Annotated in this window: 7 protein-coding genes and 1 pseudogene; 6 read left to right on the plus strand and 2 right to left on the minus strand. The window is 26.1% G+C overall.

Features of this window, described 5'->3' with window-relative positions:
- The first annotated feature begins 105 nt into the window (after window positions 1-105).
- Together ACW95P_RS02805 and ACW95P_RS02810 are read left to right on the plus strand one after the other, a co-directional pair.
- The gene (locus ACW95P_RS02805; RefSeq protein WP_457961719.1) at window positions 106-2,052 is read left to right on the plus strand and encodes a hypothetical protein; all 1,947 of its coding nucleotides are present in this window, start codon (window positions 106-108) and stop codon (window positions 2,050-2,052) included.
- Between the two features lie 620 nt (window positions 2,053-2,672).
- Window positions 2,673-4,760 carry a hypothetical protein gene (locus ACW95P_RS02810; RefSeq protein ID WP_457961720.1) on the plus strand — a complete coding sequence of 696 codons (2,088 nt, stop codon included), beginning with the start codon at window positions 2,673-2,675 and terminating at the stop codon, window positions 4,758-4,760.
- A 626-nt stretch (window positions 4,761-5,386) separates the two neighbouring features.
- On the opposite strand, the gene ACW95P_RS02815 is transcribed toward ACW95P_RS02810, so the two are convergent.
- Window positions 5,387-7,372 carry a hypothetical protein gene (locus ACW95P_RS02815; RefSeq protein ID WP_457961721.1) on the minus strand — a complete coding sequence of 662 codons (1,986 nt, stop codon included), beginning with the start codon at window positions 7,370-7,372 and terminating at the stop codon, window positions 5,387-5,389.
- Window positions 7,373-7,814: 442 nt separating this feature from the next.
- On the opposite strand from ACW95P_RS02815, the gene ACW95P_RS02820 reads away from it, so the two are divergent.
- Complete coding sequence (locus ACW95P_RS02820; RefSeq protein ID WP_457961722.1) at window positions 7,815-9,665, plus strand: lipoprotein 17-related variable surface protein; 1,851 nt, start codon at window positions 7,815-7,817, stop codon at window positions 9,663-9,665.
- Window positions 9,666-9,746: 81 nt separating this feature from the next.
- Here ACW95P_RS02820 and ACW95P_RS02825 read toward each other — a convergent pair whose 3' ends face one another.
- The gene (locus ACW95P_RS02825) at window positions 9,747-12,125 is read right to left on the minus strand and encodes a hypothetical protein (RefSeq protein WP_457961723.1); all 2,379 of its coding nucleotides are present in this window, start codon (window positions 12,123-12,125) and stop codon (window positions 9,747-9,749) included.
- A 533-nt stretch (window positions 12,126-12,658) separates the two neighbouring features.
- Between ACW95P_RS02825 and ACW95P_RS02830 the strand changes: the two genes are divergently transcribed.
- The 3 genes and pseudogenes from ACW95P_RS02830 to rplK all read left to right on the plus strand — a co-directional run.
- Window positions 12,659-21,514 carry a hypothetical protein gene (locus ACW95P_RS02830; RefSeq protein ID WP_457961724.1) on the plus strand — a complete coding sequence of 2,952 codons (8,856 nt, stop codon included), beginning with the start codon at window positions 12,659-12,661 and terminating at the stop codon, window positions 21,512-21,514.
- Between the two features lie 607 nt (window positions 21,515-22,121).
- Window positions 22,122-24,005 (plus strand): lipoprotein 17-related variable surface protein, encoded by a 1,884-nt coding sequence (locus ACW95P_RS02835; protein WP_457961725.1) that lies wholly within the window; start codon window positions 22,122-22,124, stop codon window positions 24,003-24,005.
- Window positions 24,006-24,275: 270 nt separating this feature from the next.
- A pseudogene (rplK, locus tag ACW95P_RS02840) lies at window positions 24,276-24,695 on the plus strand (50S ribosomal protein L11); the annotation flags it as partial.
- Window positions 24,696-24,723: the final 28 nt, after the last annotated feature.

Consider the following 24,723-nt stretch of genomic DNA (forward strand, 5'->3'; position numbering starts at 1 on the left):
TTTAAAAATTGCAAATTTTTAGTTATTTTAATTTTAGGGTTTGTTTTTTAAAATTAAAGTGGCTAACTTAATTTTAATTAAGCTTATTTTTGTATAATTTAAAGCATGAAATCACGTAAAAAAATTTTTGGTTCTATTGCTTTTGGAGTTATTATTTCAGTTACACTGGTAGCTTGTGGCGAAGTATCAGTTACTACAACTACTCAACCACCACAACCAAATCCACCACAACCGCCAATAGATACTAATCCCAATCAGGCAAATTCTGCACCAAAACCAAATCCACAACCCCCAGTGGATACTAATTCAAGTCTGTCAACCCCAACCCCGAAACCAAATCAACAACCTCCGGTAGATACTAATCCAAGCCATCTTAATCCTGCAACAAAACCAGATCCACAACCCAAACTAGCTGAAGATTTGGATCTAGCTATTGGAGATCTTGAATTATTTAAAGATTTTAAAATTACATTAACAAATGATAAATTACCCCCAAGTGCTTTGATAAATAAATACAAAAAATTTCCATATATTTTTTATAAAGATATATTTAAAATTGATAAACAACCCAAGATTGAGGATAGTGAAATTAAATTAAACGTTTTTAGCTTTAATGACTACACTGGTAAAGTTGAAGTGGAAGTAATTATAGAACACTACAATAAAAAAGCTAAAAAAGTTTTTGAATTACAAACAGCAACAAATTTTGTTGATAAATTTAATGAACAAACAAGACCTAAATTCGATCTAAAATCAAATATATCTTTTAAATCTAAAGGTAACTTAGATGAAGAATATATTCATGAAAATTATGTTCTTCTTAAAAGTTATGCAACTAATCCACCACTTTTTAATAAAGTGATAATAGATAATATAGAACGTTTTGGTAAATTAGATATAAGTGCAAAAATTAATAATATGGAAGTTCCTAGAGATCTTTGAAATTTTTCCATAAATAATGTTGAAATAAAAGAAAATAAATTGTTTATTGATTATGAATTTGAAGTAATTTTTGAGTGATATGATAAAAGATATAATAAAGGTGCATTTAATTCAAATGTTTATAAGGGAAAAGTTAAAAATTCAAAAATAGTTATAGATTTTAATTTAGATCCTAAAAATATTTTTGAAAATGTTACTGTAAAAAATAATTTTGAAAAAGGATTTTTTTATCCTTCTTGATATAAATACGTATTTGAAATAGTTCGTAACGGAACCCAAGCAGAACGTAATTGATTGTATAATTTTGATGATGATTCATCAGAGTTTGAAAACTTTAAAATATTAAATAACAGCTTTTATAATAGTATTAAGACAATTTTTGATGAAAAGTTTTTAGATATCAAAAATAAAGAAACTGATTTTATTAAACATTTTTTTAATTTTCCAAAAGACTTTAATTTTGATGAATATATTGTAAATGTTGGAACAATAGCAAATGTAAATGATATAAATGGAACTATGGTTCTTACTTTAGCTTTTACAAAAAAAAATACAAAATTTGCAGGCAAGCCTTTATTAACTAAAACTTATACAATCAGAAACATGAATAAATGAAAAAAAACTGACTATAATTATTTTAGTTTAAAAAAGAAACCGGCTATTGATACTCAAAAAGGCATCAATATACTAAATAGCATTTTAAATGACGAAACAAATTACAAAAATAAAAATAATATAGATACTTATTTTGATACTCCTAATAAACAAATTCACATTAATCTTACTGGCGAAATATCAAAAAATATAAATTTGGATAACTTTAGTAATTTTAATTTAGATAAAATGTTAAATTTATTTTATAAAAATTATAAATTACCAATTAAAGAATTTGAGAAAAGACTTTTTCCAGTTGTTTGGTGAGATCCTATAAATGGTATTGAAATCAAAGCTTTTTCGGGATATATTGAAAATAAAAAACTTTATATAACATTTAAATACTTTCTTAAAGTTGAAGGTGATTCTACCTCTAAAGAAATGTCACAAACATTGATTTACGATGTTACTAAAAAAACTAATAATAAAGGTAATCAATATTACATTGTAAATTAGTTATTAAGATACAAAATTTATTTTGTATTTCCAAATTAAAATATGAAAATATAGTAACTATAAGCACGGATAAAAAAGTTAATTTTTTAAATAGTATGAAACTCTCATGTATTTGAGAAGTTTTTAACTACAAATTGATTGAATTTTTTCGTTGTTATATCAATTGATATATGTTTGAATTTCTTCTTTTGAGTCATAAGAGATAATTTTGAAAATATCAATAAAATTTAATCATTTTAAATTTTATATAAGAAAAGAAATACTCAGCTTTTTTAATCGTCTAATAAATTACCGATTCATAAAATTAATAAAATTGCACTTTTGTTTTTGGCTATATTAGTAAATTCTAATGATAAATATTAAATTTTATGATTTAAATTAATAATTTATTTATTTGAAAAATAACTAATTTCTTTGTGATTTTACAAAATAAAATTTGTATTATATTTATTTCATTTTTTTATTTTTATGATGAATAGTTACTGATAAACAAAAATAATTTTTTTTATGCAAAAATGCATTTTGACTTTAATTTTAATGAAGAAACATTCATTAATAAAATTATTTTAATTACTAAAAGAGTATAATTTATTTTTATTATTAAATTAAGGAGTAATCGAATGAAAAAAACATTGAAATGAATTGGATCATTAAGTGCTATTGCTGTTGTTTCATCAGCTGCAGCACTTTTTGTTTTTCAGCCTTGAAACAAACAAGAAAATGTTGTAACAGATTTAGCACTAAAAACATTTAACTATAATCTTGTTGCAAAAGCACCTATTGATACTAAGGAAACAACCAAACCTGGAGAAAAATCTTTAGTAGAAGTTGCTAAAACTGAAGAAGCAAAAGAAGTTGCTACAACACCCAAAACCGAATCTAGTTCAACATCATCTGCGTCAGGAAAAACAGATGTTGAATTATTAAATAATATTAAAGATAGCACCAACTCTGTTTTAGATGCTTATTTAAAAGCAACTAAAACAAATGAAATAGTCCCAATTGAAGAAGTTGAAACACTAGAGACAACACCCAAAACCGATATTGAAGTTAATGAGGATGCAGGAGGCTATGGAACATATAACCGCCAAAGGGGAAAATACAACGGTAAGTGAAACAGTAACACTTATGCTCAAGGCGGACAAGAATCGACTCAAACAATGACAGCTTTGGTTTATAGCCAACAAAAATTTAAAGCACTAAAATCTGGGGCAAAAAAAATTAACTCAGCTGATTTTAAATTTATAGCAGTAAATAGCTTATTTTTCACAGGGGCTGAAATTTTAGAACTTGATGAAGAAGTTAAAAAAGCTGCGGTTGATTTTATGAATAAAGATTTAGAAGAAACGATTGCAAAATCAACAGGATATGAAAGACAACGCTGAGATGAATGACAAAAAGTTGCTCCAAAAAGAACAGTGGATAACTTAACTGATCAAGAAATTTCTTGATTAAAACAAGGAATGTTCCCAACCTCCGCTTTTAGTTGAGGCTTTAGACCAGCATTTATTAATACTTATGTTTATGAACAAACTAAGAAAAACTTAGATCGTTACATTCCCGTAGCTTCAAGCTCACAATTGGGACAAGATGACATTTTTAACTTAAATTTTAATGGAAATTCAAGCACTGAAACAAAAAATAAATGAGAAGTAAAAACCGAAGAAATTCAAACAGTAAATAAAACTGCAGCAGTTTTAAAAACTTATAAAAATACAGAAGGTGTAATTCGTTACATTGTTGAAATTTTTGATCCATTAAAAATTAATGATTCAAGTGAATTTTTAGAACTTGTTAAAAAACAAGTTGGTGAATCTTTTACAGATCTAGGTGTTGTAGTTCGTGATATTAAAGATAGCACAGTAAAATCTGCAGCTGAAATTGTAAAAAAATTACCATCATTTGTAAAATCATTAACACTATTTTATGAAACATCTAATCCAAGTGTTGTTAATGCTTTAGGACAAAATACTAACTTTGATGAGAAAACACCATTATTTGAATTAAATATCGTTGGCTCTTATAACAATGGTAATTCAATTGATGATAGTAAAGTTTTAAATTCTGTTGATCCTCAAGTTTTTGTAAAAGTAAGACAAGGAACATTTAGTTATGGAACAAATGTTATTTTTAAAAAATTTGAAGTTGGAAGTGAAGTTAATAAACAACTATTAGAAAACATTTTTAAACTTGTTTACATCAAAGACAAAGATCGTAGAGAGTTCCAAGGTGAATTTGGTAGTGGTGGATATGTAACTAATTGAGATTTATCAAAAACTGAATTAATTGACTTAAATAATATGGAATTTCCACAACGTGATGAAAATCAACCATTAAAACTAACTTCTGTATTGTTTAGCGAAGTAAAAAATAATACATTAAACATGAATCTATCTGACTTATCAGTTGACAACACTGACAAAATTTCAGAACACGGTTCAGTAATGTATGGTAAAAAAGCAGAAAAACAACCGACAAAATTAGTTTTAGAAGCTAAATCAAGTCGTTCAACCCAAGAAGATATTGAAACTTTAGTAAGAGTTTTTAACTACTCACACCAAATTAATATTATTGATTTATCAAGTGTTAGTGATTTTACTGAAGAAGCAGTTAAAAAACTGTTTATTAATGTAAATCGTAAGGTTACCGTTAAAACAGCGGATGGTGAATTTGCTGTAGAAGCAAAAGCTAAAACAGAATCCAAGTAGGGTAAACTCAAAAAAATCAAAAATTTATAGTTAATTTAGAAAAAAGTAATATTTTTCAAATAATGTAGGCTCTATAAACTAAAACAAAAAAGTGAACCACAAAAGATTAAACTTGCTCCAATATTAGAGCAAGTAAAACTTGTGGATTCACTTTTTTTAGTTTAAGTTTTTTAGTTTATTTTTTTTATGAATAATTTATTTAGTAATCAATATAAAATATTATATCCAAGGTTTTTCCATAATAAATTCTGTTTGATTTTTAAATAAAGCTAAATTAGTTTTTAGACCGATTATTCTAATTGAAATTAAATATTTTAATGATTCATAGTAGTTGTTTGCATTGATGTTTTAAAAATATTTTCTAAGCTAAGGTCATAACATATTTTTTAAAATATTAGTGAACCATAATTTTTGTTTTTATTATGATATTTTTCAAACCATCAATATGAATAAAAAGTATTTTTTTAACTTTTTATTTTCACATATCAATATTTATATACTCAACATTATTTTTTTAGCTTTTATAAAATTAATATGACTCATTTTTAGATCTTATAATTGCTTAATCTTAAAATAGCTTTTTAGCTATTTTAATAAGTTTTAAGGATTGCGTTTTTTGTTCATCTTTATTTTGTAAAAAGATTAAAGGTGTAATTTTCCCCAGTTACATTTTTGTATACAGGAATGAAAAAAGTTCTGTTAAATGTTTTGGGTTCAAAACCTTGTATTTTAATTGTAAAGGTAACATCTGCATAAAGTTTTTTATTGCGTATATAAAGTTTATTAAGATGAAAATTATTATAAAAATCATCTCATCAATAAATTGGGAAAGGGTACAAATCAGATCTAAACAAAGAAAGGCCATATTCCTTGTATAAAAAGTTAAATCATTTATTATAAAGATCCTTATTTAATGAAGATACATTAAATTCATATTCATTTTCTGTTTCTCATATATTAGCAATTGATCTTTTGTTTAACCGAAGCATTGTATCAATTGATGAATTAAGTTTTTCATCATTAGCATCTAATCAAAACATAATATGAAAATCATTAAATTTTTCTTCACTTCATTTGTTTAATCCCGTAATTTTATATTTTTTTTCATAAATTTCCTTACCTGAAAAATAATGGCCATTTGCATCTTCAGTTTTTTCCAAAAATACTAAGGTGACGTCAAGCGTCCCTTCCTTATCATCAAATGCATCAATTGATTTTACAGCCATTGAAAATTTACGAACATTATACTCAGGAATATCAAAAAAATACGAAATAAAAGCTCCGATGTACTCTTCCCTATGATATTTTTTGTTAAAAATAATTTGAATATTATGAAACCCTGTATTTAATTTTCAAAATGGTTTTCCATGATAGTAATTATTTACTGTGCTACCTGTATCAAATAAATTTTCTTTTTCTTCTGATTCTTTTTTAAAAACTTCATTAAATCAAGAAGGAAATGTTGTACCTTTTTCAAAGTTAGCTTTAACTTTTACTTTATCAAAAATTTCTTTAAAATTTTGCTCTAAACCAATATTTAGAAATTCCGTTTGATAAAAATTGTAAAATCTATCTTCTATTTTATTTTGACCTTCAATCAATAATTTATAATAACCATTATAAGTGTATTTAACAGTTAGTATATTATTTTTTTCTTGAGCGCTTTCAATTGTTATTCTTGGACTCTTTAAAGGCGAATTATTGATTATCTCAAGATTACCTAACTCTTTTAATTTTGTTATTTTTTCTTGATCGCTTTTAGTTTTATCATTTAAAAAATTTACATATTCACTAATATTTTTGTCCAAAATATTTAAATTTGTAATTTTTAAATTCATATATTCAGTTGGTGAATTTAGTAATAAATTAGTTTTAAATTCATATATTTTTTGTTCAATTTTTTCACCTGAAATTATTTTTGCTTGAAGTTTTATTGTTCCTTCAAAATCATTAAAGCTCAAAGCTTTCAATTCTACTTGAGGATTAGGGATTTTTGGGTCAATGTTAATATTAAAAAAATGATTATTTAATTTAAGTGATACTTCGTTTTCTAAAAGTTGACTAGGAAATTTTGGGACGTTGATTTGAATATTGAAATTATTAAATAATGAACCAATTTCTTGTTTAGCACCATCATTATTATCATCATTATTAGGATTGGGATTTGGTTTTGGTTTTGGTTCAGGAATGAGTTCCGGGTTAGGGTTTGGTTCGATCGGCTCAAATGGTTTTGTAGTATGTTGGATATCAAATATTTGTTGTTTAACTTCGACATCATCAATGTTAATAACGACATTAATTTTTTTAATGTTTTTTGAAATTGAAAAAATTGTTTCAAATTTAAAGTTTGAAATTTCTTGATTCTTAGAATAAAGAAACACACCATCAATAGATGATATGTTTACTGAAATTTTTTTAGCTTTGACAGGTAAATTTGTAACATTTAAGCTAAAATAACTTTTTTCAGAGTTATTTAATTCCATTTCTTCAGCAATGTTAATTACAACTTCTTGTTTTTTTGTAATACTATTATCATTGCTGCAAGCCAAAATTGTTAAAGGGATAAAAGGCGTTGTTAATATTGATAATAAAAGTTTATTATGTGTTTTCATAAATAAATTTTAATATTAAATTTTGAAAAATACAAAATATTTAAAATATTATTTGTTTGCTGCAAATTTTTCAATCATTTTTTAAAATCTTGATTACTAATTTATAGTTTAAATCAAGAAAGTTTATAAGTTTTTTCATACATTTTAAAAAATTCTAACCATTCCGATAGTTTTAAATGCTTTGTAATAATAAAAAAATAAAATTCCAATTTTAGTGGGCTTAATATTGAAGTTGTGTCAATTTTTTAAGTTTATTTTTCGCATAATTTAAATAATTTTGAATGAAATTTAGCATTTATTAAATTATTTTTAATACATATTTAATTAATAAATTTAGTTTTAAAAATGATAAATTTTTATTCATTTTAAAACTAAAATTTGCTTTTAAAAATTAAAGTAGCTAACTTAATTTTAATCAATTTTATTTTTGTATAATTAAAGCATGAAATTACGTAAAAACATTCTTGGTTCTATCGCTTTTGGAGTTATGGCTTCAGTTACGCTTGTGGCTTGTGGTGAAGTATCTTTTGCTACGAATCCTCAACCAACACCAATTCCACAACCACCAGTAGATACTAATCCTAATCAACCAACACCAATTCCACAACCTCCAATAAATAATAATCCAGTTCAGCCAACACCAACCCCTGCACCAGAACCAATTCCTGAACCACCAAAAAACTCAGATCCATCAATTAGATCTATTGATTTATTTAAAGATTTTACAATTACATTAAATAATAGCCAGGTTTTTCCAAGTGATGTAGTTTATAGAAATGAACCATTTATAGTTAAAAAAGCTTATTTTACAATTACAAAAAATGATCAAATTAGTGATCAAGAAATCACAATTAAATCATTAAGTTTTAATGATTATAGTGGTAAATTAGAATTAGAAGTAACTATTAATCACAATGGCAAAACAGCAACTAAAATTTATCAATTTCAAACAACTTTTCAAATTGCTGAAAACTTGTCAAGTTACACTTATGTTGGAACAATTAATTTCAAACCTAAAGCAAATTTAATTATGCAAGAAATTGATGAATATATTACAGATACTTCGCGCTCTTGACTTACAGATGATCAAAAAATTGAAAAATTAAAAAAATTGGGTAAAGTAGAATATGAAGTTGAATTAAATGGCATTAAATTACCACTTAATAAATTAGAATTTAATATAAGAAGTATTGAAAAAGAAAATAATCAATTAGTTATTGAATATATTATTAATTCAACAATGTATTGAAAAAATAAAAATGATACCACTATTCATTCAAGAAATCACGGTTCTAAATCATATGAAGCTGGAACTAATTTTTATAAAATAGCAATTAATTTACCTACATCAACCTCAAAAAATGCTACTGCAATTAAAATTTTCGATAAAATTAGCGTTAAATCTAATTTTGAAAAAGGTAATATTTATCCTTCTTGATACCAGTTGATTTTTAAAAAATGACGTGGTACTTCTAGGATAGAACGCGACGCTTTATTTGATATGGATGTGACAAAAAATATTTATGAAGGTGAAAATTTTCGTGCATTAAATGGTATTTTTAGTGATAAAAGTATATTATTTACTGAAACTTATTTGAGCAACAATGATGGTTCTATAGCTTTTATTAATAACTTTTTTAATTTTCCAAGTGATTTTAAAATTGCAGATTATGTTGTAAATGTCGCTGAAATTGTAGAAGCTAATGATGTTGAAGGCAGCTTAAATGTTAAATTGGGTTTTGCTAAAAGATATAAAGAAGATTATTTAGTACCAACAAATGAAATAAGAGAAATTTATACTAAAACTTTTAAAATTACTGGTTTAAATAAATGAACCGATAGTGATTATGATAAATTTAAATTAGAAGCAAAAAATGCACAAAATTTTGAACAAGGTATTTCTACTTTAAATGGTTGATTAAACTTAGATGGTTATAATAACAAATCAAATATTGATGCTCAATTTGACAACGAAAATGTAGAAATACCAATTGAAATACCAGAAAAAGAAAATACAAATCTTATTAATAATATTGTAAAAATGTTTTATAACAATCATAGATTATCAATTTTACGACCTAACAACTACCCTTTTCCAGTTGACTGATTTAATACAATTAATTTTAAAAAAATAAAAATTGTGTCTGCAAAAATAGTTAAAAAGCAATTGTACATAACTTTTGAATATCAACCTTATGTAGTTGGTTCTACAGTGAAAATGCGGAGTCAAACTTTAATTTATGGTATTACTCAAAAAACTGAAAATGGCAAAACTAAATATATTGTTCACTAAATTTTAATTATTAAAAATACAAAATCAATTTGTTAGCTCATATAAATAATCGCACTAAATAATTAAAGATTTGTTGTGTTTTTATGTACAAATTGGTAATAAAGAAATTTTGTCAGGATAAGCTTCATGCAATTGGCGTACTCAGCTGCAGAATGATCCTGGACTAACATTTTCTTGACCTTCGTCGTCGTCGGTATTATCGCCAATAACATTATGTCACCAAGATTTAAATAAATCAACAGTGCTAATATCAATTCCTCCTCAATAAACACCAGCAATATTATTTTGACCATCAACAAAAGCGGTTCCGGAAGAACCTTTAGTATTTAAATATCAATTATTAAATTTATCTGTTTTTTTATAGTTATTTGAATTTATTCCCACCGAAACGGGTTCGCTTTTTTGATCACCCATTAATCATCCGGTATTAATAATTTTATTAATATGATAAGACAAATTTGCTTTACCAGGATAGCCATTAATATAAATATCAACTAAATTGGTGCCACTATTTAAATAAATCAAATGTTTGAGCGGTGAATTGAAACTTAATGGCGGTAAATTTTCTCATTTTTTAAAATACTGTTGCATTATTTGATGGTGTTTTGGATTTGAAATAGTTTTCAGGATTAAATTTATGTCAATAATTGCAATTCCCATATCTAATTGGTGTTTGCCTGTGTGATCATAACCTAAAGGATTATTTTGTTTACTTACAACATTTTTTGGATATCAAACAAAACTTGCTAAATTTAAAGGGCTAATTGCTTTTAATTTTTTTCCATAATCATTAGTTCATTTTGCAACCATATCTCCGAAAGGGATGTAACCTTTAGTATCTAAAATATCACCAATCGGTTTGTCATCATTGAAGTTAGGATTTATTTTAAAATTATGTCCTGAATATTTATCAAACACATGTTTGTTAGTTGCTACATAATATAAACCATCATTTCTGTCAACATTAACTTTAGAAATCATAGTTCATGTTCCACTCGCGCTAAAAGTTCTACTTCTTAAATCTGCCATTATTTTATTTTCGTTAAATTTGTAAATTCTTTCTACAAAATCAACAAAACTATTTTGGTATTTAAAAACATTATTTCTTTGATGAATAAAATCTTTATAACTAACTCTTTGTAAGTATTCAGTATCAAAAGCATTTAAATAAAAATTTTTTGGTAATTGTGAATTTAGATCTACCGAATCAAATAAACTGACTTGATCTAATTCTGGATTATAAAATGAAAGATCATTACTAAAATTAGGAAAACTATCGGGAGCATTTGATACAAAATCATCATATTTTGAATTTAATTTATATGGAATTAAACTATTATTATTGGGGTTTGTAGTTTGATATTGAATTCCAGTAAAAGAACTCAAATAATCAAATAAATATTGATTTTTATCTTTGTTAAATAAACTATAATTGTGAAATAATAAATTATTTGTTTTATCGATATTTTCAACTTCAAAATTCAATTTTTTACCAACTTTTGTAATTGTTAATCTTACATTTTCTAAATTTAAATCAACACTATAATTACCATTAGTTAATAAATATTGATAATCAATTTTTAAACCAATCCCTAAGGGAAAATTATTTTTTTTAGAATCACTGTTAAATACATTTCCCTTAACATTATTTTTATAGTATCATCCTAGGTTATAATGGTTATTTTCCAATAAATTAGTCTTTTTAGGATGAATTGCAAGATAAACAAGCAATTTAGTATTTTCATAATTTGGCTCAGTATCCAAAACATCATTAAATAAGTTTTGATCAATACTTCAAATAAATTTTTTGGTTGCTTTTTGATATGATCAAACTTCTTTATCCATTAATTGATTAATTCTTCAATTTTTTAAATATTTATTATTTTCAGTTTTTTGAACTAATAATTTATTGTTCACAAAACCTAAATTTGAATTTCTTAAATTTTCAACTCCACGATAAATAGTGCTATTAGCTTTGAATTCTATAACATTTTGATTAATATTATTAATTGCAGAAAATCCTTGCGCTAAACTTGAGTTAGTTTTATCTTCTTCTTTTTTGAGTTTTTCTTCGGGTTCATTTTTTAATTTAGGATTTAAATTAGCATTTTTTCCTTTGCCTTTTTTAGGAACTGCTAATTCAATTTCTTTCTTGTCTCCCGAGTTATTATTAGAATCTTTTTTAGGATTAGAATCATTTCCTTTATTTTTTTCTGAAAAATCTGTTTTAGGCTTTTCTTTGGGTTTATTTTCTAATTTAGGATTTAATTTATTTTTGTTATTTTGATTTTCTTTTTTATCTAATTGTTTGGGATCATGTATAGGAAAAGGTTTGGGTATTTGCGGGTCATCTTCTCCCTTATCTATTTTTTGTATGGGGGCGCAAGAAAATAAAAAAAATCCAGTACTAAATATTGTTATAGGTATAGATTTAAAAATTAATTTGTTTTTTAAATTCATAATATTGAATTATATCACTTGCATTTTAGGTATTTTAAATTGTGTATTTTCAAGCAAAATTTTCTATTCACGTTTTCCAGCAAAACTTTATTTAATTTTTGTTAGCAAAATTATAGGAAATTATAAATAAATAAGCATTGAGATGAATTAGCTAATTATGAAATTAAAAATTTAAAAATAAAAACAGTAATTATTAAATTCCAAAATATTCATATAAAGTAGCGCTCTTTTTCTATTTGCTTTATATATATATATATATATATTAAAATATAAATAATTAATAACCATGAGGCAGGAATTGATTTTTACTTATTAGTTATTTTTTATTTTTTTGAAATAAGCAAAAAAGTTTTAAATACCATAAAAAAACAAGCTAAAATAATTTTTTTTATTAAAAAAAAGATCTTAAATAAATTTATAAATTAGAGCCTAAATTACATTAAGCATCAATTCAAGATTAGCATTACCAATTTATTAATTAAATTTTTAATTAATAAAATAATTTACACTAGGCTTTTTGAAAGAAGGTTTTTATGAAAAACACAAATAATAATTTCAAATTACAAAATTTAAGGAAAACTAGTTTATTTGTTTTATCAACCATTCCATTAATAGCATCGAGTATTGCTATTTCAGGAGTGGGAAACGGACCTAATGACTGGTATGATGGCGAAAGTATTATGGATTGAATTAATAATCCTATTAATAATATTAAAAATTTAACCCCTGGTCAAAAAGAAGCGTTTGTCAAAGGTAATGCCCATACTTTTGGAAAAAATGATATTCTTCAAGTTGAATCTGATATGGCTGAGCTTTATCAGCGGTACATAGCTATGAAAAAATTAAGGGATACTACTACTGGTGAATATTATCCTCACTATTCTCAGTCAGAAGAATTTGTTAGACCTATTTTTGATAAAGCACTAGAAGATGCTAAAAATGCTTTATCTAATCCAAATTACAATGTAATTGATTTTGTTGAAATCAAAAAATTAGGGGAAGATCTATATAAAAAATGAAATGCTCTTGATGGTTTTGAAAATATTCTTCTTAAAGAAGTTGCTTCGAAAAAAGTTTTAACACCTGCTATAAAAGCCTATTTTAATAATTGGATAATAGTTGGTTTAAGATCTATGCGAGAAAATGAAATGGGGGAAAGAAATAATATAAATGAAGCCTATTTAGGCAAAGTTAAAGAATGAAAATCATTGATTGATCAAGCGACAAAAAAATTAGAAGGCTATATTGCTTTTATTAATGAATATAAAATTAAAAAGAATGAAGCCAAATATCAAAATGCAACATCAAGATTAAAAGAAGATTTTGATAATGCTATTGAAAATGCTTTAAAAGCAGATATCATGACACCTGACATCGAATCTGAAAAACAAAAAATTATTAATGCTTGAAATAACTTAGATGGCTTAGTAAATTCCAATGAAAATTTAAGAACTTTAGAAAACAAAATCCAAGATGTTAATAAATTGCCACACTTAACCAACGGTTATAAACAAAAAATTATTGATTTATTAAATTCTAGTGGTAAAAGAACTGCAAATTTAAGTAAAACAAATGAAAAATATAGCGAAGATTTAGAAAAAATAGTTGCAGATGCTAGAGAAAAAGATAATCAATTCAATAGTGTTGTAGAAGCCTTTAAAAATTATCAAAATACTATTGGAACAATAAAATATGATGAAGCTAGCAATAAATTAGCAGAGGATACAAAAGTTTTTGAAGCTTTAGCATCCATTTTAGAAGATCCCGCACAATCAGATGGTTCAATTGCAAAAACAGTAGATAATCTTTTGAATAAGTCATATGATTTACAGTATTTCAAATTGAAATTTACTAGAAATTTAAGAGATGTTCAAAGCGCAATACAAAAAATAAATCAAGCTAAAAATGCTTTAAATGGTGTGGAAGAATTTCAGAGAAAAAAACAAGTTTTAATAGATAAATTAAATGAAGAACCGCTAAAAAATTTAAACACACCAACTAAAAATGATATAAAATCTAAAATTAATGCTGCAAAAACTTCTTCAGAACTTTCTGATATAGAAGCTAAAGCTGATGATTTAAATAAGGCAGTCGAATATTTAAAATCTGTTATTGCTGATATGGAAGGCTATAAAAGAAATGGTGAATATACACTAGCAACTAATAGAAGTGAATATGATGCGGCCTTACAATCTCTAAAAGATAAATTAGTTGCTAATTTATTTGTGGATTCAGTTGATAATTTATCTAGATTTATTTCTAATGGAGTTCAAGCTAAAACTAAATTAAATGGCCTAGAAGTTAGAAAAAACCAACTAAAAGAGAAATTAAAAACTTTACCTTTAAGTAATTTAAATCAAGAAACAAAAGAAGCAATTACAGCAAAAATTGATGGAGCTCATAGTGTTTCTGAATTAGATTCACTTGACACAAAAGCAACAGAAATTGCCAATACATTTAAAACCCTAAAAGATAAAATTACAGACTTAGAAGCTTATAAAAATAATGTTGATTACACATTGTCAACTGAAAATTTAAAAACAGCTTATGATAATGCCTTAGCATCATTAAAAACCAAAGATACTACAAATATTTTGGACGACACAGTTGATTTGCTTACAAACTTAGTTCAAGCTGGAACGACGGCAAAAGATAATTTAAATGGGATTGAACAACTTCAGAGTCAAAAAGAAGCAAAAGTTGAGCAAGCTAAAAATGCAATTAAAAGCTTAAATAAATTAAATAATAATTTAAAAAATGAGTTTGAACAAAAAATTAGCGCTTTATTAACAGCTAGCAATTCTTCAGAACCACTAGATCAATTTAGCAATAAAGTTACTTTAATTCAAACCGAAGCAACTACTCTAAATAACTTATTTGCTGAAATGAATACAGCTTTAACTAAATTTAGAGATAGATATCATATTGAAACTAATGGTAAATTATCAACAAATTGAGATACTGAAAAAGAAAAAGTTTTATCTGCAATTGATGAAGTAGTAACAATTAGCCTATCTAGGAATATTAATAATACTTATGATTTACAAACTAATAGTAGCGTTATGTTTAAACCTGGAGCGACCGCTACAAAAGTTCAAGAAATAATTTCGAAAATTAAAACTGCTACAGCGGCACTAAATGGAGATTTAATAGCTAAGCAAAATGCTTTAAAAACAGAATTAGCTAAAGAGCCTTTCAATAAATTAGATTCTGCTATAATCCAAAAAATCACTCAAGAAATTAATGCTGCAACAACATTGGAATCATTAAATTTATTTGAAGCAAAAATTAATACAGCCAAACCGGTTGTAGTAGAGATTAATGATAAAGTTACTCAGCTTATAAATATGGAAGCATCAAAAAATTATAAATTAGCTAGTGATGACAAGCAATCAAGTTTTAATACAATTAAAAACAATATTGAAAGCCTACTAAGTCAAGATTTATTTGAAGCTACAAAATTAGAACAAGCTAAAGAAACACTAAAAACATTTAATAATATTAATTTAGATGGTGACAAAAATTTAGAAGCCGCGCTTGAAAAATTAAATAACCTAACAAATATTAAAGTTACACAAAGAACAGCGATTGTTACAAAAGCTCAAAATTTAGATGAAACAGATAATAAAACCAAATTAGATAATTTAGTTACTACATTCACTGCAATAAATAATGATATTGCAACAAAACAAAGTGCAATAGCTGGTTTATCGCATTTATCGCCTGAAGTTCAAAAATATTTTAAAGACCAATTATCAAATATCAATCCTAGTTTAGATAAAACACAAATTGATACAAAACTTGCTAAAGATCTTGCTAATGCTACAACATTAAATGCTAAATTTACAGATTTAGAAGCTAAATTAAAATCATATACAGATGTAATTGGCACATCAAAACACAATTTAGCAACTAACAAAGATGCTGAAGATAATAAAGTCATAGCTGAACTTGCTAAGGTTTTAGCAACGCCAACTGTTTCGACATTAACCGCCACAACAAATATCAATGGTGGAACTTTGAGTGTAACTGATGACGCTAAAGTTGATGAGACAATTACTGCAATTGATAATTCGTTAAAAACACTTGATGGCGAAAATATTCTTAAAAAACAAAAAACTGATTATGCTAATGAGATTAAAAATCAAATTAAAGTTTTACCGCATTTTTCAAATGATTTAGGAACTGAATTTGATAATCGAATTAGTGCTCTTATTACAGCTAATGTTGATAATGCAACTCAATCGCTTGATGAATTCAAACCATTAATTAATGCTTTAAAAACTGAAGCTGAAAATTTAAATAATGACTATGATAAATTATCTAGTGCTTTACAAGATTATTTAAATACATTTGATAAAACTAAATACATCAAAGCAACTAATAAAGATGAGCAAAATAACGCAGTATTTACAGCACTAAATGAAGTGTTGGAACCAAGTGTTTCAAAACCTAGTGATTTAACTAAAGACTATACAATTGCAGCTTTAAAAATGAAATTTGGCACAACTACAACCAAAATCAACGAAGCTGTAGCAAAAATTACAGCAGCCAAAGTAGCGCTAAATGGTGAAACTATTTTAAAACAACAAAAAACTGATTTTGTTACTGAAATTAAAAAAGAGATTGCTGCACTAAATCACATTTCAGTTGATTTAGCACATGAATTTGATGACAAAATTGATAAAATTGCAGCCCCTTATTTAGATAATGCTGATCAAGATTTAGATGCTTTTAAAGTACTAGTAAATGCAGTAAAAACAACATCCGAAAAATTGAATTCTGAATATTCAAAAGTTAATGATGCTTTTGTTAACTATAAAAATACAATTGGAACTAATGCTTATGATCATGCAACCAATCAAAATACTCAGAATGATGCAGTATTTGCAGCCTTAAATACACTTGTTGATCCAAAATTAACAAAACCAACAACACTAACAAAAGATTATAAAGTTGATAGTTTAAAATTAGCAGTTGGAACTGATTTGGCAAAACTTACTAAAGCGGTTGATAATATCAAGGCTGCTACAGTGGCCCTTGATGGCGATCAAGTTGTTTTAAAAAATAAAAAAGATGAATTGAAAAATTTATTAAAAAATTCGCCACTAAACGATCTTCCAGACAGTGTTAAAGATAAACTAAAAGAAGAAATTAATTCCAAATCAGATCTAGGTGATTTAAATAAAATTAAAGATCGCATTGATACTGCTAAAGATGTAATAGAAAAAGTTAAAGCACAAATTATTGATTTAACAGCTAAAAAAGCTACTCCGGATTACAAATTAGCTGATAAAGCAAATAAAAATAATTTAGATGAAGCATTAACAAAATTAAATGGAGACTTAACTAAAGATTTATTTGATCAAACTAATGTAGATGAAGCTAAGGAAAATATTGATGCAGCTAAAAATGTAACATTAAATGGTGATGCACACCTACAAGCTGCTAAAAAGCAAATTGATGATTTAGTTAACTTAAGTAACAATCAAAAAAATCAAGCGAAAACTAAATTAGATGAAATTGCAAATTCATCAAATAATAAAGCAGGTAATCCAACTTCGAAAGCAGATCTTGATGCAGCTGTGGAGAATTTTAAAGCAATTGATAATGAAATGGAAATTGCTAAAAACAAAATTGCTAATTTAAGTCATTTAAATAACACTGTTACAAATAAAGGAAAAGATGATATTAGCAAAATTGACATCAAAGACCTTTCAAGTTCTGAAGCAAAAGTAAAAAGCGATGAAATTGTTAATAAATTAACAGTAGCACACAACCAATTAGACCAATTACAAACAAAATTAAAAGAATACACTGACACAATCGGTACTGTAAAACATGATTTAACAAATGATGTTAAGGCAATTGATCAAAAGATAAAAAATTCATTAGCAAATATACTTGATAGTTTACCTAGTGGTGAATTAGTTAAAAACTATAATATTAGTGGGGCTAAACTAAAAACAGCAAATGCTGAAGATATTCAAACAGCAATTACAGCAATTGGAGATAGATTAAGCAAATTAAATGGTGAACAAGTTTTAGCTGCAAAAATTAAAGAATTAATAGATAAATTAACTAGCGATGCCGCTTTAACTACATTAAATCAAACAACAAAAAATGCAATTATCACTGAAGCTAATAAGGCAAAAACTCTTGAAAAATTAAAAGAAATTGAAGATAAAGCAAAACAAGCTGTGTTAGATCAAAATAAATTACAACAAGTAATTAACGATTTAAAAACTGCAAAAGAATCAGCAAATTACAAATTAGCTGATCCAGCTAAACAAGCTGATTTTGATTCAAATTTTACTACACTAGAAAATGCTTTAGCTAATAATGATTTATATGATAAAACAACAGTTGCAATTGATGCTATTTCAGCCCCTGCTAAAAATGCAAATACTGCTTTAGATGGTAATAGTAATTTAGAAAAAGCTCTTAAAGATATTGAGGGCATGACAAATATCCCTGCAACACCGCAAAGGGCGGCGATCAAAACCCGAGCTAAAAATTTAACAGAAATTAATAACAAAGCCGCCTTAGATAACTTAATCACTAAGTTTAGCACAGCTGATACAGCAATTTCTAATGCTAATACTGAAATTGAAAAATTAAACCATTTGTCACAAGGATTACAAAATCAATTCAAAGCTAAAGTTGATAATATTAATGTCAATGCTGACCAAACGGAAATCACAAATACAATTAAAAAACATGTTGATGATGCCAAAGCACTTGAAGCTAAATTTACTGAGCTTGCTGAAGCGGTAGAAAAATACAAAGCCGCTATGGCAACTCGAAAATATTTAGAAGCTGATCTAACAAATCAAGCTTCTCAAAATCAAAAAGTTCAAGAAGCATTAGAATCTGTTTTAAAAGATAAAACTTATACTGATTTTGCAAATGAGTTTAATACAATTAATAACGAAACCTTAAAATCTAATACAACACTAGCTAATGTTGAAGCCGCAATTGCTAAAATCAAAGATGCACTTAATTCATTAGATGGTACTAAGCAAGTTGATGATGTTAAAAAAGACTTAAAAGATAAGGTTAATAATCTAGATGGAATCTACAATAAATTAAATGATGCAACTAAAGGTGCTGTTTTAGATGAAATTGATAATGCCGATACTGACACTAAAGCTAAAGTTAATCATATTGATCAAAAAGCTAAATCTGCCTTTGACACGCATAATAAATTAACTGATAAAGTTAAAGAATTAGAAGATTTTAAAAATAATCCAAATTACAAATTAGCTTCTGATGCTGAAAAAACAGCTTATGATAATGCAATTACAAAGTTAAAAGAAGAACTAAATAAAAATCTTCTTGATTCGGATAATAAAACTACATCAAATACAGCAATGAGTGATGCTGATGCGGCTAAAAATGCTCTTGATGGTAATACCAATTTAGCAAAAGCTAAAGAAGAAATTGACAAACTAACTAACTTACCAGACGAAATTCAAAATGACATTAAAAATAATTTAGATACAATTGCTGCTTCAGGAGATGGAAGCAATTCAAAATTAACTGATGAAGTTAATAAAGCAAAAGAAACTGCACAAAAATTAGCTGATACAATTCAAGCAATTGATGGACAACCAAATCTTTCTGATGCAGCTAAAACAGCTTTAAAAGATCAAGCCAAAGCAATTGATGCTAATACTTCAATCTCTGAGATTGCTAAAAAACTTGATGAAGTAACTCAAAAAGCAAAAGATTTAAATGATAAATTTAATGACTTAAAAAATGCATATAATAAATACAAAGATGCAATGGATAGTTCCAAATATAAGGATGCAACTTCAGAAAATAAAGCTAAACAAGATGAAGCAGTTACAGCTGCAACTAACAGCGTTTTAGATTCACCAACTACACCAAGTGCTACAACCGATTTACAAGGTAAAGTAAAAGCTGGAACGACAACGACAGATTTAGATCAAGCAATTAAAGACATTGAAAAAGCACTAAATAATTTAGATGGTGATACTGAATTACAAAAAGCAAAAACCGAATTAATTGATAAAACCAATCCAGGTAATAATTTAGACCCACTAAGTGTAGCAACTAAAAATGCAATTAAAGAAGAAGTTAATAATGCTGCTTCGAAAAAAGATGTAAAAGATATTAGTGACAAAGCTGATGAAGCATTAAATACTTTAAAAACAATTGAAGAAGAAATTAAAAAATTAAATGATGCTAAAGTTAGTGATGATTATAAATTAGCTAGCGATGATAAAAAACAACAACTTGATGAAGCCTTAAAAGAGCTAACTGATTTAAAAGATAGTAATTTAATTGATACCTCTATTAAAGATAAATTAGATAAAGCTCAGGTTAATAGTGATAAAGTTATTAATGAATTAGATGGTAAGGCAAATCTAGATAATGCTCAAAAAACAATTGATGGGTTTACTAATTTATCACTGGCAGATCGCGAAAAAGCTAAAAAAGGCATTCCAACTACTTCATTAGATGATTTAAATAAATATGTTGATGACATTAAAGCAATTAATGATGAAATTAAAAAACAAAATGATTTTATTGATAAGTTACCAAATATTTCTGATGAAGCCAAAGCACAAGCCAAAGACAAGATTGCTGAGGTTGTTGATTTAGATAAATCTAAGGAAGAAAATATTGAAAATATTCAAAAAGTAGTTGATAATATTTTAGATATCAATAACCACTTTAGTGATTTAAGAGAAGTAATTGACAACTACTTATCAGTAAGACAGACACCAACCTACACAGCGTCAACAAATGGTGTTGAACAAGATCAAAAATTTGTGAATGCTTTAAATAAGGTAATTGCAAAACCAATCACTAGTCCCGATGACAATATTGTAAATCGCTTTAAAGCCGGAGTTAATGAGGATAAAATTAATGAAGCAATTGTTAAAATTAAACAAGCTACTGCAGATTTAGATGGAAATATTGAAGTCAATAAATTTAAAGATAAATTAATTGATATGATCGATAATGATGCAAAATATAAACATTTATCACAAGCTACTAAAGAATCACTAAAAGCAAAAATTTATGCCGTTAATCCAAATGAAAGTAATTGAAAAGAACAGCTAAATATCATTCTTTTAGAAGTTGAAAATATTATTACAAGAGTAAATCAAGTTTTAGCAAAAATTGTCAAACTTGAAACCTTAGGTGCTACAAAATATAAAACAGAAATTACTGAATTGAAAAAAATATTAGAACAAGATTGAACACGCCCAATACACCTACCTGAAGATGGGATTACTGATAATCAAAATTTTGAATCACAATCAACTAATAAATTGTGATGATTATTATCGCTTTTAGGATTAATTCCACTTTCATTAGCTGCTCTTTGAGCTAAAATGAAAAAGAAAAGATAAATGTATTCTAATACCAATTTAAAAATATTTTATCAATGTTAAAGTTTAATTAAATAAGTTAAATATCAAAACATCAAAAATTTTTTAGTTTTAAACCTAAACAAAAAAAGTTAACCACAAAAAAATTAATTATTTTACCAATGGATGAATCATCTATTCAGGTCATGAAGTCCAATATTCTTCTACGGAATTTGCTAAAATGGCTCAAAGTAAAAATGCAATTTTATCAATGTACAAAAATTCATAATTCATTAAACAATCATGAAATTGTTTTTTTGTATAAAATTAGAATTGCTAAATTTTATTAATATTTCTAAAATTACTTTTGAAAAATTAAAACAAGAAATTCAAACACATATTGATTAATATAATAATGAATGAATTCAATTAATTTTAAATTGAAAAGCCCCTTAGGAATCCTGAGGGGCTTATTACATTTAAAAAGATTTACTTTTTTATCTTTGTTTATGTATATTTTTGATTAAAAAAGTAAAACTTTCGTTTGAAAATTACAAATTTTTATTTATTTTTAAGTTTAAAATTTATTTTTAAAAATTAAAGTAGCTAACTTAATTTTAATCAAGTTTATTTTTGTATAATTTAAAGCATGAAATTACGTAAGAACATTCTTGGTTCTATTGCTTTTGGAGTTGTTGCTTCAGTTACACTCGTAGCTTGTGGTGAGGTATCCGTTATTAAAACTCCACAACCTCCAGTAGATACTAATCCTAATCAACCAACACCAACTCCACAACCTCCAGTAGATACTAATCCTAATCAACCAACACCAACTCCACAACCTCCAGTATATACTAATCCAGGTCAGCCGACTCCTAAGCCTGAACCAACTCCACATCCCGAACCTCCAAAGAGTTCGGATCCAGTTGTTGGAGATGGCGATTTATTTAAAGATTTTACAATCACACTAAATAATAATCAGATTTTTCCAAGTGATGTAGTCAATAGAGGTGCGCCGTTTTTTGTTAGAAAAGCTTATTTTACAATTACAAAAGCAACACAAATTAGTGATCAAGAAATTACAATTAAAGCATTAAGTCTTAATGATTACAGTGGTAAATTAGAATTAGAAGTAACTATTAATCATGGTGGTAAAACAGCAACTAAAATTTATCAATTTCAAACAGGTTTTCAAATTAGTGGCAACTCATTAAGTTATAGTTATATTGGAATTATTAATTTCAAACCTAAAGCGAATTTAACTATGCAAGAAATTGATAAATATATTACAGATACTTCACACTCTTGACTTGGAGATGATCAAAAAATTGAAAAATTAAAAACATTGGGTGAGGTGGAGTTTAATGCTGAATTAAGTAATTTTAAATTACCGCGTAGTAAATTAGAATTTGATATAAAAAGTATTAAAAAAGAAAATGATCAATTAGTTATCGAATATATCATTTATTCAAAAATGTATTGAAAAAATAAAAATGATAACATTATTCATTCAAGACATCATGGACCTAGATCATATGTGCACGGAACTTATTTTTATAAAATAGAAATTAATTTACCGAAACCAACCTCAAAAAATGCTGCTGCAATTGAAATTTTCAATAAAATTAGTGTTAAACCTGATTTTGACAAAGGTTATATTTATCCCTCTTGATATAAATTCATTTTTAAAAAATGACGTGATACTTCAAGGGGAGAACGTGATGCTTTATTTGATATGAATGTACAAGAAAATATTTATGCAGGCAAAAATTTTTATGAATCAAATGGTATTTTCAGGGATAAAAGTGAATTATTTACTGAAAATTATTTGAGTAATAGTGATGGTTCTATAGCTTTTATTAATAACTTTTTTAATTTTCCAAGTGATTTTAAAATTGAAGATTATGTTGTAAATGTTTCTGAAATTGTAGAAGCAAATGATGTTGAAGGTAGCCTAACTGTGAGATTAGGTTTTGCCAAAAGATATAGAAATGAATATTTGATGCCAACACAAGAAATAAGAGAGATTTATGCTAAAACATTTAAAATTACTGGTTTAAATAAATGAACAAATAGTGATTATGACAATTTTAGATTAGAAGCAAAAAACGCTGAAGATTTTGAAAAAGGTAATTTTACCTTAAATAGTTGATTAAACTTAAGTGGTTACAATAACAAATCAAATATCGATGCTAAATTTGAAGAAAAAGATGCAGAAATACCAATTGAAATACCAGAAAGAGAAAAAAAAGATATAAATATTATTATGACCATTGTAAAAATGTTTTATAAAAATAATAGATTATCAATTTTACAACCCGAAAATTATCCTTTTCCAGTTAAATGATTTGATACAATACATTCTGAAAGAATAAAAATTGTGTCTGCAAAAATAATTAATAAACAACTGCATATAACTTTTGAATATCAACCTTATGTAGAAGGTTCTGAATTAAAAATGCGTAGTCAAACATTAATTTATGGAATTTTAAAAAAAACAGAAAATGACAAAACTAAATATATTGTTAGCTAGATTTTAATCATTAAAAATACAGAATTTTAGTTTTGTATTTTTTTATAATTTAAAAAATATTTTAATTTTTTACCAAAAATTAAAAGCCATATAATTTTATTTTTTTCATTCTAATAAAGATTCTAAAAAAATTTCTTGGAATTTCTAATTTTTTTTATAAAATTTTAAAGCAATATTACGTATTTTATTGCCTCTAGCGAGTGGAAGGGGCTTTTAAACTCCGGTACTACCACGCAGAGATTTCAAAAAAATTTGAAAGGAAATGCTCGAATGGCTAAAGAAATAGTACGTGTAGCTAAATTGCAATTCTTAGCAGGGCAAGCAAAACCTGGGCCAGCACTTGCTGGATTAGGTATTGTTATGCCTGAGTTTACAAAGCAATTTAACGACCAAACTAGAGATAGAGGGGACGAACCGGTTCCTGTAGCTATCACAATCTACAAAGACAAATCATTTGATTTTCGTTTATTTACAGCTCCAGCTTCATACAAAATTATGAAAGCAGCTAAATTAGATAAAGGATCAAGTAATGCAAAGACTACAATTGTTGCAACAATCACTGAAGGACAATTGCGTGAAATTGCTGAATACAAATTACCTGACTTAAATACAGATGATGTTGAGGCTGCAATGGCAACAATTGCTGGAACAGCTAAAAACATGGGTGTTTTAGTTGAAGGATGAGATGACATTTTTAAGGCTAAAGCAGAAGCTAAAG

This window comes from Mycoplasma pogonae (genome assembly GCF_054170725.1).